The 13196-nt window shown below is 63.4% G+C and carries 12 protein-coding genes; 3 read left to right on the top strand and 9 right to left on the bottom strand.

Translation table 11 applies throughout. The annotated features are described in order from the left end of the window. From ilvA to mprF, 7 genes are all read right to left on the bottom strand, one after another. A partial coding sequence (gene ilvA / locus H281_RS0127055; RefSeq protein WP_020070273.1) for a threonine ammonia-lyase, biosynthetic occupies positions 1 to 957 on the bottom strand: 957 nt, incomplete at its 3' end. Positions 958 to 1199: 242 nt separating this feature from the next. Next, positions 1200 to 3059 carry an alpha/beta hydrolase family protein gene (locus tag H281_RS0127050; RefSeq protein WP_020070272.1) on the bottom strand — a complete coding sequence of 620 codons (1860 nt, stop codon included), beginning with the start codon at positions 3057 to 3059 and terminating at the stop codon, positions 1200 to 1202. A gap of 40 nt (positions 3060 to 3099) precedes the next feature. Next, positions 3100 to 3360, bottom strand: a complete 261-nt coding sequence (locus tag H281_RS0127045; RefSeq protein ID WP_020070271.1) for an acyl carrier protein — start codon at positions 3358 to 3360, stop codon at positions 3100 to 3102. Further along, positions 3361 to 5034: an amino acid adenylation domain-containing protein gene (locus H281_RS0127040; protein WP_020070270.1), complete on the bottom strand. Its 1674-nt coding sequence runs from the start codon at positions 5032 to 5034 to the stop codon at positions 3361 to 3363. A gap of 122 nt (positions 5035 to 5156) precedes the next feature. Beyond that, positions 5157 to 5552, bottom strand: coding sequence for a hypothetical protein (locus tag H281_RS0127035; RefSeq protein WP_020070269.1), 396 nt, complete (start codon positions 5550 to 5552; stop codon positions 5157 to 5159). A 33-nt stretch (positions 5553 to 5585) separates the two neighbouring features. Then, a complete protein-coding gene (locus H281_RS0127030) occupies positions 5586 to 6863 on the bottom strand; it encodes a virulence factor family protein (protein WP_020070268.1) in 1278 nt (425 codons plus the stop codon). Next, positions 6860 to 9412, bottom strand: coding sequence for a bifunctional lysylphosphatidylglycerol flippase/synthetase MprF (mprF, locus tag H281_RS0127025; protein ID WP_241077915.1), 2553 nt, complete (start codon positions 9410 to 9412; stop codon positions 6860 to 6862). The genes H281_RS0127030 and mprF overlap by 4 nt, the downstream gene beginning before the upstream one ends. A 511-nt stretch (positions 9413 to 9923) precedes the next feature. On the opposite strand from mprF, the gene H281_RS37025 reads away from it, so the two are divergent. Further along, on the top strand, positions 9924 to 10064 hold the full coding sequence (locus H281_RS37025) for a hypothetical protein (protein ID WP_020070266.1): 141 nt from the start codon (positions 9924 to 9926) through the stop codon (positions 10062 to 10064). A gap of 193 nt (positions 10065 to 10257) precedes the next feature. Here H281_RS37025 and H281_RS37020 read toward each other — a convergent pair whose 3' ends face one another. Further along, complete coding sequence (locus tag H281_RS37020) at positions 10258 to 10410, bottom strand: hypothetical protein (RefSeq protein WP_020070265.1); 153 nt, start codon at positions 10408 to 10410, stop codon at positions 10258 to 10260. 232 nt (positions 10411 to 10642) lie between these two features. Here H281_RS37020 and H281_RS0127010 point away from each other — a divergent pair, with 232 nt between their 5' ends. Next, the gene (locus H281_RS0127010) at positions 10643 to 12040 is read left to right on the top strand and encodes an MFS transporter (protein WP_020070264.1); all 1398 of its coding nucleotides are present in this window, start codon (positions 10643 to 10645) and stop codon (positions 12038 to 12040) included. A 23-nt stretch (positions 12041 to 12063) separates the two neighbouring features. On the opposite strand, the gene H281_RS0127005 is transcribed toward H281_RS0127010, so the two are convergent. Then, the gene (locus H281_RS0127005; protein ID WP_027804980.1) at positions 12064 to 12558 is read right to left on the bottom strand and encodes a DUF421 domain-containing protein; all 495 of its coding nucleotides are present in this window, start codon (positions 12556 to 12558) and stop codon (positions 12064 to 12066) included. A gap of 379 nt (positions 12559 to 12937) precedes the next feature. Here H281_RS0127005 and H281_RS0127000 point away from each other — a divergent pair, with 379 nt between their 5' ends. Continuing rightward, on the top strand, positions 12938 to 13174 hold the full coding sequence (locus H281_RS0127000; RefSeq protein ID WP_020070262.1) for a hypothetical protein: 237 nt from the start codon (positions 12938 to 12940) through the stop codon (positions 13172 to 13174). The last annotated feature ends 22 nt before the right edge of the window (positions 13175 to 13196 follow it).

Below are 13196 nucleotides of genomic sequence, written 5' to 3'. Positions count from 1 at the left end.
CGTCTGGTTCTCGACCCCTTCGCGCTCCGCATACTGTTTGGCGCCCGCCACAGCGAGCGAGCCCGCCGGTTCGAGCACGCTGCGGGTGTCCTGAAAGACGTCCTTGATCGCGGCGCACAGCGCGTCGGTGTTCACGAGCAGCACGTCGTCCAGATATTCGCTGCACAGGCGGAAGGTTTCTTCGCCGACGAGCTTCACCGCGGTGCCGTCGGAGAACAGGCCGACCTCGTTGAGCGTGACGCGCTCGCCGGCTTTCAGCGATGCGGCCATCGCGCACGAGTCGTCGGTCTGCACGCCGATCACCTTGATCTCGGGACGCACCGATTTGACATACGCCGCGACACCCGCCGCGAGTCCGCCGCCGCCGATCGGCACGAAGATCGCGTGAATCGGGCCCTGATGCTGGCTCAGGATTTCCATGGCAACCGTGCCTTGCCCGGCGATCACATAGGGATCGTCGAACGGATGCACGAAGGTCAGCCCGCGTTCTTCCTGCAGTTGCACCGCGTGGCCGTAGGCGTCGCTATACGACTCGCCGAACTGCACGACCTCGACGGTCGGGCCGCCATGCGCGCGCACCGCGTCGACCTTGACTTGCGGCGTGGTGACCGGCACCACGATGATCGCCTTCACGCCCATGCGCGCCGCAGACAGCGCGACGCCCTGCGCATGATTGCCCGCCGACGCGGTGATCACGCCGCGCGTGAGCGCCTCGGCGGGAATATGCGCCATCTTGTTGTACGCGCCGCGCACCTTGAACGAGAACACCGGCTGGTTGTCCTCGCGCTTCAGATAGACCGGATTGCGCAGCCGCGCCGACAGTTGCGGCGCGCGTTCGAGTTCGGTCTCGCGCGCTACGTCGTAGACGCGTGCGGTAAGGGTTTTCTTCAGATAGTCGTGTCGAAGCGCGACGCTGTCAGCCGTTTCGGCGACCTGTTCGAGATGGTGTGACGGCAAGGCAAGCTCCTGTGCGGCAAGCGCGTAGCATCGAAAGGCGACCAGGAGGCGGGAGCAGGCGGACATAAAAAAACCCGCCTCGTGGGGCGGGTTATGTGTGACTGCTATCAGACGCGCGCTAACCCACCATTCGATGAATGATGCTAATAATCAGCGCAATACGGATGTCGAGGCAGTTCATGTGGCCGATCATCGTTGACTTGTCGAGGTTTGTCAATGGCGGTGCCGTAAGCCGCGATCTCTCACGGACGCTGCGGTTTCAGCTTCCGTTGCAATTTTGCTCGTCTCTGTGGAACACGTAATCCACCTGCAAAAGCCATTGATCCGGCGCGCGCGCCGAGTATGCGCTCGCGCAAAAACGCATCCACCTGCGCCATCATCGCTTCGCGCGCGCAGCGTGAAAAGAGCGCGTGATCGACCTTGCTGATCTTCTGCACCGAGAGATTCTTCAGCTTGCGCAACCTGGCTCCGTCAGGGCCAAAGTGGATGTCGAGTTCGTCGAGGCCGTCGTCGAGCGTTCCGTATAGCAGCGCGGTTTGCACGCCTTTGCGCTCCAGATCGAGCACGAGTCTGCGGATGGCGCTGCCTGGCGTGCGCTCGCCGACGAGCGTCTCAAGCACCGCACCCACGCGTGCGGCGACGCGCGCGGACCATCTGCGCGCGAGCTCGGCGGTGATCGCGCGAGTATTGGCCTGGCCGCTCAGCAAGCGCAGCCATTTGCGCGGATTGCGCATCGCCCGCCGATACACCTCGCTCGGCGCGACGTACTGCGCACCCGGCCGCACACGAGCGCCGCCCCACTTGAAAAACGGCAGATTGATGCACGCGCAACCAACCACGGCGGAATGCGCGAGCGCGGTGTGCAGGCTCACATAAGCACCACTGCAGACGCCGGCCATAACGACCTTTGGGTAGCCAGCGGCTGTCAACCAGTCGACGCCCGCGCAGGCATCGTCGATCGAGTAGGTCGAATAGAGTGCGTCGAGCGTAAGCGTTGCGTCGCGGCGCAGGCTGTCGCCGAGACCGCTCAGATCCATGCGTAGCGATGCGATGCCCTGCGCCGCGAGCCGCCGAGCCATCAGCACGGTGAAGCGGCTGTCGCCGATCCGGTGCACACCACCCGTGTTGACGAACAAAACAGCGGGCGCTGCGTCGAGCGCGCGCTGCGGTTCGCACAGCACACCGACGTAGCCGCCGAACACGACCGGTGTCTCGCGCCCGTGCGCAAAAGCGATACTCGCCGATGCCGCGGCGTCCAGCACTTCCACCTTCGGAAGCGGCGCTGTCGCAGTGCCGGCGCCGAGCCATTGCAGCACGCTGTCGAACGCACGGCGAGGCGGCTCGCTGTAGCTCGGATCGGTCAGAAACTTACTGTATTCGCCGAAGAACTGCACGTCCGCTTGCGCGCCGAGCGCCTCGTAACGAGCGGCGAGCCGCTTCAAGCGGGGGCTGCCGGCCAGATCCTGCAACAGCACACGGCGCGCGGGAAGCCCGGTGCCAGCCGCGCTGCCGCACGGAGCGCCACACTCCGCAGCCCGTTCGAGATCGACTTTTGCAAGCAGTTCGAGCGTGTCCGGATAGAGCCTGAAGCCGTGCGCGCCGACGGTGTGCGGCAACTCTTCGTCGAGATGCAATCCGAGCGCGGTCTGGGCGGCGAGCCACGTATGCTGCTGAAGCTCCAGTTCGCGTATGTATGCCTTGCCGGAAATCACGGGCATCAACAGTACGAGATTGTCGACGCCGCCCAGTTCTTGCGCAGCGAGTGCGGCGAGTGTGGCGCCTACGCGCAGACCGCACAGCGTGACGCGCTTCACGCCGGTTTCCGCACGCAGAAATTCAACCGCGGCCTTGATGCTGTCGATCCATGCGCGCCAGCGCAGCGGGTCTTCCTCGTTGCCGCCCGAGTCGCCCGTGCCGGGATAGTCGAAACGCAATGCGACGGCACCGCGTGCGGCCAGCAGGTCCGCGAGTTCGCGCCAGCCGCGGTACACGGAAAGCGCCTCATAGCCGAACGGATTGCACAGCACCACGCCCATCTCGGGCTGCAAAGCGGCCGGCCCATGCAGCCATCCCGAACAGCCGTTGAACGCAACCGGTCTCATCGTGCTCGTGACCGCTGCCAGAGATTGCCGGAGCACAGCCTCAGCTTCGCGTTGCAATCGACTCCTCCGGCACGAGTTGCGCGATCACGCCGGCCAGCGCGGCGATGCTCGCGAACATGTCGTGGGTGATCAGCGAGCCCGGAATCTCGACCCCGAACGCTTCTTCGACGGCCAACATCACCCGCACGGTGCCTAGCGACGACAAACCGGCAGCGTATAGATCGTCGTTATCGCCTAGCGTATCGATTTCGACATCGAGGCAGGCGGTCTCCTCGAGAATGCGGCGCACATGATGTTTCATTTATTTCCCCGATTGCGTGAATTTCTCGCGCGGCACTCGAACGTCGCCGTCGCGGATGCTGTGTGTCCGTAAGGAGAACGCATCGCCGCTCGCGCAATGAGCCGCGAGCGCCCTTCTGTCGATCTTGCCGTTTGCGTTCAGCGGCATTGCGTCGAGCGCGATGACTCGCTGCGGCACCGCGTAGGCCGGCAGGCGCTGACGGCATGCATGCAGAATCTGCGCGACGTCGACCGGCGTGTGCGTCACGAACGCAAGCAAGCCGTGCGCGCTGCCTGCTTCATCGACGGGCCATGCGATCACTGCGCAAAGCGCGGCGCGGCTACTCGTCTGAACCACCTGCTCGACTTCCTCGATCTCGATGCGGTTGCCGCGAATCTTCACTTGCGTATCGAGACGCCCTTGAAAGACGATGCCCTGTTGCGCGATCTCGCGTGCGGCGTCGCCGCTTCTGTACCAGTGCGATGAGCGCAGGCCCGCATAGCGCCTGGTGACGAAGCGGCAATTGTTGGGTTCGTCCGCGCGCAGGTAGCCTGCCGCGACCTGTGGGCCGCCGATCAGCAATTCACCGCTCTCGCCTTGTGCGACCGGCTGCAGGGTTGCGTCGACGATCAGCAGTTCCATGCCGGGCAAGGCCTGGCCAAGCGGCATGACGGCGTGCGTTGGATCGGCGAGAAATTGCGGCGTGGCTTCGAACGCGGAGCACGCGACGGTCGTTTCCGTCGGGCCGTAGAGGTTAAAAATGCGGCTCTGCGGCGCCGCCTGCTGCCATGCCTGCGCGAGTGACACGGGCAGCGGTTCGCCGCCGAAGCACGTCACGCGCAGACTCGCGAACTGGTTGGGCGCGAGCTTGCGCAACTGCCGCATGAAGGCAGCCACCGAGGGCACGCTGTTCCAATGCGTGATCGCATGTTCGCGGATGAAAGCCGCGTTGTAGATCGGCTCGACCGTTTTCGGCACGTACAGGCAGGCAGCGTTCGCCCAGCACACGAACATGTCGTGCACCGAAGGATCGAAGGACAGTTCGCAAAATTGTGCATAACGTGCATCAGGTAGCCGGCCGAGCAATTGAAGTTGCGCAGCGACGTAGGCGCAGGCGTTCGCGTGCGCGATCGGCACGCCTTTCGGCGCGCCGGTGGAGCCCGACGTGAAGAGAACGTATGCGTGATCGTTCGGAGCGCGTTCAACGGCGCGGCCAGGGTGGACGCACAATGAATTCGGCAATCGAGGCAGATCCGCCACGCGGCGACCAGCCGGAGAGTCGTCCATGCCGCTGGGATCTTCCTCATCGTCGATGAAAAAGATTTGGGGGCACTCGTCTATCAGCATGAGCACTTCATCGAGCAACGCCGTACAGCGGCGATCGACCAGCAGCACGGGCGCCTCCGACTGCTCGACGGCCGCCGCGATACGGGCGGCGGGCAGCGTCGGATTGAGCGGCACGTAGGCGAAGCCCGCCTTCATGACGCCGAGCAAACCCGCATAGGCGGCGACGCTGCGGTGTGCGAAAAGCAGACAACGGCGAACGCCGTCGGCGGGCATCGCGGATGTCAGTCCGGCCGCGATACGGCTCGCACGCGAAGCGAGTTCGCCATAGCAATACAGGTGTTCGTCGACCCAGAGCGCGGGCCGCTCGGGCTCGCTTGCGGCAGTGTCGAAGAAAAAGGAATCCAGCATTCACGGCCTCGCGTTGCACATGCACGGTCCCGCCGCGCACGGTCGGCAACCGGGCGAAAGCGGTTCTCCGTCATGTCGGACACACACTGCCGAGCGGACGCAGTGCGCGGTGGCGCACTGAGTTACCGCAGCAGAATGTCGTAACCAGGATGAACGAAAACGGCGCCTTGCATCGTCAGTTGCGCGAGCAAATACTCGTGCAACCGGCCGCTGAAGGATTTGGAATGATCATAGGATCCGGCCGCGCTGGTATATGTACGATAACGCTCTCTCATCGCGATCGAGCGTGCGGGAGAACGCGCGTCGCGCTGGCTGCGGACGCGGACGCGGTGATGATTGGGTGCACGTCGCGCGCGAGCGCTGAGGAGAAAAACGCGCTGATGAACCGCGCGCGTTTTTGAAGAACCGGCAGCGATGGCTGCGGGGATATGTGGGGCGGACGCCGAGAACGGGACGCTCGAACGACGAGGCAGCGCAACGCTGATGAAACGTCGCTGCAACGTCGATGAAACACCCATGCAACAACAGCGCATGACGCGCCGTTTGAACAATCAGTCTTGCACGCCGCTCTGCTTCCTGAACGCGGCGAGAATGCGTCGTTCGAGCACGTTGTAATCGCCGCCGAAGTGGTGATCGCCCGACGTCCGGATCACTTCGATGCCCGTCTTCGTCAGCGCGGGACACAACGTGTCTTCTTCGTCTGCGCCGTAGATGCACTGCACGATCGCGGGCGGCACGCGAGTCAACTCGGGACGCACCTTCAACGCCTTATCGCTTGCCGGCATGCCGAGCCAGCCGCCTACGCGGATCTGGAAGTCGGCGTCCGGCGCGAAGCCGAGCAGCGAAATCAGCGACACCTTCGCGCGCAACGCGTCGGGCAAGCGGTTGTATGCGAAAGGCATTACGTCCGCGCCGAACGAATAGCCGATAAGCGCGACGTGCTGCGCGTGCCAGCGCGCGCCGTACGTTTGCATCACGCGTGCGAGGTCGCGGCTCGTCTGCGCGGGCGGCTTCTCGCTCCAGAAATAGCGCAGGCTGTCCCAGCCGATCACCGACACGCCGTCTTTCTGCAACGCCTGCGCGATGGTCTTGTCGAGATCGCGCCAGCCGCCGTCGCCGGAGATCACGATCGCCATCAAGCCGTTCGGATGCGCCGCCGGCAACTCGATCAACGGCAGATCGGAGACGTCGTCGTCATGGGCCGATATGGTTTGCAGATGCGGCGCAATCAACGTGACGAGCCGCGCGCGATCGGCGTTGCCCGTCGACGCTTTTTCTACAAAGCCAGGAATCTTGTCGCGAATGATGGTTGCATCCGGCGGGCAAGGCCGGAAACGCCGATCGAGCGTGGGTTCGGCATCCACGGAAACAGCACCTGCAATCGTGTTCGAAGGCGCCTGTTCGAGCACCTGCATGGCGAGCGTCGCGCCCTGCCCGGTGCCCGCGACGATCGGCGCGAAATAATGGCTCGACTGCGATTGCCGTTCGAGTTGATGGCTCAACGCTTCGGCGTCGCCCACCAGCTGATTGCAGGTTTCCTTCTTCTGCGCCAGATCCGTCGCGAGGTTCGCCGCATACCGTGCCGTATCCACGCCAACGGTCAATGCGCCGGCCTTGGCGAGCGCCTCGGCGCTTTGCTGATCGGCCGCGCTCCAGCCGCTTGCCTGCGAGTAAAGCACCACGAAACCACGCAACGGACCCACCGGCTGTGTGACGGTGACGTTGCCGTAGCGGCCGCCGGGAATGGTGGTCGACGCCGCATTGGCGAGCGCGCTGCAACTGACGACGCCTGCTACGACAGCAAGCCTGAAAAACGAATGCAAGGTCATGAACGCCGGCCTCCTGCCAGCAATGACAGGTCGGCGAGCGTGAAAACCACGCCTACCGAACCCGACGCCGCGAGATAGCGCGGCTCCCAATGCGGCTGGAACTTGCTCTTGAAAGCGCGCAGTCCGCGGAAGTTATAAAAGCGGCCGCCGAAGCGCCACACGATGCCCGCAACCCGATGCCAGCGCGACGCGAGCGGCGTCGGCTGCATACCCGAGAGCGGCGCGATGCCGAGACTCAGCGAGCGGAATCCGGCCTGTTTCAGATGCAACGCGAGCTGCGTGAACAGATATTCCATTGCATACGGCGACGCGCTTTCCACGTGACGCATGACGCCGACAGTCGCCTCGGTGTTCAGGTCGGTCGTCATGAACGTGACGAAGGCAACTGGCTCGCCGTTCTGGCGCACCAGCATGACCGACTGCGCGGCGAGGTATTCGTCGGTGAAAGCTGCGACCGAAAAGCTCTTCTCACGCGCGTCGCGGCTGTTGAGCCAGCCGTTGGAAATGCCGCGCAACGTTTCGAGCGACGCCGGCACATTCGCCTGATCGATCACTTCGACGGTGAAGCCGTCGCGCTCGCCGCGCTTGAGCGCGTAGCGAAGATGCGCGCGGTGTGAACCCTTCAGATCGAAATCGTCGAGCACGACATGGGCTTCCTCGCCGAGCTTCATCAGCGAAAGGCCCGCGTCGAGGTACAACGGCAAAGCGTTGGCGCGCACCTGATAGAACGCCGCGCGTCCGCCATGCGCATGCGCGAGCGCAACGAACTTACTGATGAGGCCCGCCCACTCTTCGCGCGGCCCGACCGGATCGTGCAGCGCGGCCCACGTGCGCCCATATTTGGCGTACATCAGGAAAGCTTCACGCGATTCCGAGAACAGAAAACTCTTGTCGCCCATCAGCGCGAGACCGGCGTCGCTGCGCTCCTGCGCACGCACGATGCGCGCCGCGTCGTGCAGATCTTCCGGCGCCGGTTTCACGAAGTGGCCCGGCGCGGGGCGCAGCAACTGCCAGAACGAGAACGTCGCCGCAAACAGACTCGCGGCCAGCGTCGCGCGCAGCGCACGCGGCGCGCGTTCGTCGAAAGCGAATTGCCACCACAGGTCGCGCGTATAGGGAACGTCGCGAAAAGCGAACAGCATGACCCAAGTGGCGAGCATCAGCACCATCGCCACCGACACGAGCCAGCCGGCCGTGAAGCGCTCCGCAAACAGCGACGAATGACGATTGAAACGCCGGCGCGTTGCAAGCAGCAGCACGATCAACGTGCACAGCACACCTGCCTCGACGAATGCGAGACCCTTGGTCAAGGACAGCGCGAGACTCACCACGGCGAGAGCCAGGGTCATCCACCAGGCGGCGTCGAGACGCCTTAGCAGACCGCGCGCGACGAACAGCAACAGCACGCCGAGCACACTGCACAGCATCTGCGAGCTTTCCAGAACCCACAGCGGCAGCACGTCGCGCAGAATATGAAGACGCTGCCAGAACGCGGGCGTTGCGCTGGAGATAACCAGCATGCCGCCGACCACGAACGTGACGAGGCTCAGGAAGAGCGGCGCAAGTCTCGACGCGCCGGCGGCGTGCCGCAACGGCAGGCGGCCTTTCAACGCGCGGCCTTCGAAACCGGCGAGCAGCGCAGCCGAAACGACAAGCGGCACGCCAAAATAGATCGCACGATAAGCGAGCAACGCAGCGACCATCTGCTGCGTGGCCACACTTCCGTTCAGCGTGAACACCATGGCCGCTTCGAATACGCCGACGCCGCCAGGTGTATGGCCGATCATGCCGAGCAGCATGGCCGCGGCATAGACGGTGATGAACGTGACGAAGCTCACGTCGGCGTGCGGCAACAGCGCCCACAGCGCGAGGCCGGCGGCAACTACATCGACCACAGCCAGTCCCACCTGTTCGAGCAGATCGCGGCGAGCGGGAATGTCGAACGACAGCCACTGCCAGCGTGTGCGGACCGAGCGTGTTTCGACGCGGCATGCAGCGCACAGCAAACCGAGCGCAACCAGCAGCAACGCACCCACCCAGCGGACGGTGGCCGGCGACAGATGCAGCATCGGGGCAAGCCTGCCGCCCACGCACACCATGCCGAGCGCCGTCATCAGTACAAGTGCGAGCGCGAGCGAAACGCTCGTGAATACGGTCATGCGGCCGATCTGTGCGGGCGTGATATTCGCCACGCCGTACACGCGGGCGCGCACCGCGCCGCCAGTCAATGCGCCGAAGCCAGTGGCATTGCCGAGCGCGGAGCCCGCCGTGGCGCCGATCCACAGCGCTGCGCGAGGCACGGCCGCGCCCAGATAGCGCAGGCCGACTGCATCGCGACCGACCAGCGCCACATAACTCAGCGCGGTGGCGGCGAGCGCGGCGGTCCACTCGCCGGCCGTCAGCCGGCGCAGCTCGTGCATGACCGAGCGGTAATCGACGGCCTGCGACAGATGCTGGAGCACGACGAGCAGCAGCGCGCAGATTGCAAGCGCGAAAACGGGCGAGAGTAATCCCCTGATGCGAGAGGTCTTCGATGCACGAACGAACATCGCGCCTATGCGGCCGAAATTATTCTTATATCGATGGAACATGGTCAATGCGGGCCTTGCGTGGAGCTGTCGCGGCGACGGGCCGTCTGCCGCAAGGTCGCCAGTTCGGCGATTACAACTGGATAACGGCAGACAGGTTAAAAGGTTGACAGTGCAGGCCTTGGCGCCGGGGTTTAACCTGGGCCGATTGTGTGCAACGGGCGGGCTTCGCGGAGCGTTCTGGCGCCGGGTCGGCGGGTGTTGAATCCAAGGGGCTGAAGTTTAAACGCTTATTCGGCGCCGCGAACGAAGATTCGCAAATTGCCGGAACGGAACGCTGCTGTAGCCGCTTTGCGCGCGCACTAGCGTGGGTTAAACGTGCATATCCGCCGGGTGGTCCGAGTGGGAAAACTTCGTGGGCGCGAATAGCGCCGGTTAAGCTTTTCGCCGCATCTGCCGTAATCGCAAGCATCAGCCTCACGAGATGCGACGTGTTAGCCGCAAGAACGAGGCACTTGACTGGAGAACGATGATGGCAGAACAGGATTGGATGATGGCGGGCTTGTATCTGGTCGGTCTGGTGTCGACCGCGCTCGTGATGAGCGCTTTGTCTGCGCGAGCAACGAAAGTGCGTCAAACGCTTGCGCGAGTACCGCGTCGCTCGGGTGAATGAGCGGGACACAGACTACGAATTAGCAGACGCACAAAGCACAAGCGGCGCAAATGCGCCGCTTGTTTCTGCTTGCTTCTCTCTGATCGCCCTGCGAAGGCTATCGCTTTACCGCGCAGTATCGGCGGAAAGCGTCAGCGCGGCGCAAGCAAGCTTGCACCCGGCCTTTCGAGGCGCGGGCACCAGCGCGCGAGCCTTACTGCGGGCGGCGATGCGCTTCAGCGATCACAGCGCAGTTTTGCAGATGCAGATTCAGCGCGTGCAGCGCGAGTGCGCGCAGCTTTGCGAGCCAGTTACCGTTGGTGGCGATGGTGTTACGAGCGGATGCAGTGTTAGAGGCGGTGTTCATGGTCGGGCTCCTGTATAGGGTTTCTACCTAGGGAATAACCCGATTATAGTCTTCTTATTGCGCAGCGCAACAAAAAACAAACATGTTGCGCAAGAGTCACGGACGTGGACCTGACTCGCACGGCCGACCGGGGCAAAAAAGGGCGCAATGGCAGCGGGCAGTATTAACAAACCGCACCGTACAGGTGCAATAATGACCCTTTTGCCCGCGACAGCCCGCCGCGGCCTCCTCCATGACCGTCGCCGAGAAAGCCCTTATTGCGCCTCTGATCGTCGCGTGCGCGATGTTCATGGAAAGCGTCGACGCAAACGTGATCGTCACTGCCCTACCCGCCATGGCGCGCGACTTCGGGCGCGACCCCGTCACGCTCAAAATCGCGGTGACCAGCTACGTGCTCGGCCTCGGCGTATTCATTCCGGTGTGCGGCTGGCTCGCCGACCGCTTCGGCGCACGCACGGTATTTCGCACCGCCATCGGCATCTTCGTCACGGGGTCGCTGTTGTGCGCGGCCTCCAACTCGCTTGCCACCTTTACCCTCGCGCGTTTCGTGCAAGGCGTCGGCGGCGCGATGATGGTGCCGGTCGGGCGAATCATCATTTTCCGGGTTGTGCACAAAACCGATTTCATCCGCGCGATGAATTATCTGAGCGTGCCCGCCATGCTCGGCCCCGCGGCCGGCCCGCTGCTCGGCGGCTTTATCACGACCTATCTGCACTGGCGTCTGATCTTTTTCATCAACGTGCCGATCGGGATTCTCGGCATCTATCTGACGAACAAACACATTGCGAACACGCGCGAGCCGCACCCGGGTCCGCTCGACTGGATCGGCTTTTTTCTGTCGGCGGCGGGCGCGGTGCTGCTCTTGCTGGGATTGTCGCTGATTGGCGGCGAACTGATTTCGAACCTCGACGCGTTTGGCATGTGCGCGGTGGGCGCTGTCCTGCTTGCACTGTATGTCGCGTATGCGCAGCGCGCACGGTTGCCCCTGCTCGACTTGCGCTTCTTCAAGGTGCCGACGTTTCAGGCAAGCGTGCTCGGCGGGTCGTTGTTCCGCATCGGCCTCGGTGCACTGCCGTTCCTGTTGCCGCTGATGCTGCAGGAAGGTCACGGCATGAGCGCGTTTCAATCGGGGCTGATCACCTGCGCGTCCGCATTCGGCGGAATGTTCATGCGCACGGTTGCGTCGCGCGTGCTGCATCGCTATGGCTTTCGTTCCGTGCTGGTGGTCAATGCCGCGCTGTCGGGCGTTTCGATTGCGGCCTGCGGACTGTTTTTTCCTGGTACGCCAACGTGGATCATCTGGGTGGTCGTTCTGCTTGGCGGCTTCTTTCCCGCGCTGCAATTCACGAGTCTCAATTCACTGACCTATGCCGAAATCGCGAGCCGCGATGTGGGACGCGCAACGAGCCTGGGCAGCGTCGTGCAGCAGATGTCCCTCGGCCTCGGCGTGACGGTCGGCGGCATCGTGTTGCAGATTTCGCGTTTGCTGCACGGCCATGAAGCCATCATGTGGTCGGATTTCTGGCCCGCGTTTCTTGTAGTCGGACTGTGCTCTTTCGCGTCCATTCCCGTTACGCTGCGCCTGCCGCCTCGCGCCGGCGAGGAAATCTCACGCGGCGGCCGCGGCTGACACCGGAGCATCGGCCCGCCTGCTCACTGGTCCTTATGGATCACGCTGACGTCGCCATTGCGTTCGAGAATGGCGGCCGCCACCTTGTCCATCGACCGCGAGCCGGTTTTCTGGCGCACGCTTTCGCATACATCGTTCCGTGTCATCAGCGCAGCTTTCATTTCCCGTTCGTTGAACGCACCGTTGTGGTAGACCTCGCGCTCGACTCCGCCGATGAGCCGCTCGATCGCGGAAGATCGCACGCACGCCCATGCAAGGACGCGATGACACACCACGATCATCAACGACGCGAGAACCGTCGCAACGAACGGAGATGCGCCGACAATCGCACGGCCCAACGTCGCGCCGAGCAGAATCACCACGACTGAATCGAACGGCGAGCGCTTTCCGAACGAACGCCGGCCTGAAATCCTGATCAGCACAAGCGTGACGACGAACACCACGAAGGCGCGCAAGCTCATCTGCAGCGGGTCGAGATCCCTGCCTTGCCCGAATAGCAGATAGATCGCGTCCATCATTGTTTGTCCTCCTTGTAGCGGTCTCGCGCCGCCTGTCTTTTTGAGGTGTTCTGTGAAACGGGTGACGACGCCGCATGAGAGGGTCGAGCGCACGTTGCCTGCTGCGTCAAACCCGTCGATCAGACAGTTGAATGCACGGGAGTAAAGCCAGGCGGCATCGGCAACTTCTCCGCGCATGTCTGCGTTCAGCAAACCGCATGCCGTTCGCAACGCCGCAGTTCGTGAGATGACGCTCGTATCGCGATGCGGTGCGACGCATTGCACCTCTGCCGTGATGTTCACCAATCTTTTGCCCGAAGCTTTCGGACCGCTGTCACTCGTCAGGTCCCGCAATTGCTTGGACCACTTACGATTGGATCAACAACACAAGGAGCTTCCATTGAAACGCGCATCTCTTGCCACGGCTCTCGTGGCGTCACTCGCTTTCATGCACACTGCAGCGCACGCCGAAGGCTGCACCAAGGGCGCGGTTGTCGGCGGCGTCGGTGGCCATGTTGCGGGCGGTCACGGCGTGGCCGGCGCAGCAGCAGGCTGTGCGATCGGCCATCATGAAGCGAAGAAAAAGGACAAGGCCGCAAGCGCCGCGGCTGCCGCAAGTCAGCCTGCGGGAAAATAGCGCGTCGTGATGTAAAAAAGAC

This window comes from Paraburkholderia caledonica, from assembly GCF_000383275.1.
Classification (GTDB): domain Bacteria; phylum Pseudomonadota; class Gammaproteobacteria; order Burkholderiales; family Burkholderiaceae; genus Paraburkholderia; species Paraburkholderia caledonica.
Note: the sequence above shows the minus strand (reverse complement) of the source record. Positions and strands in the feature narration are given on the sequence as shown.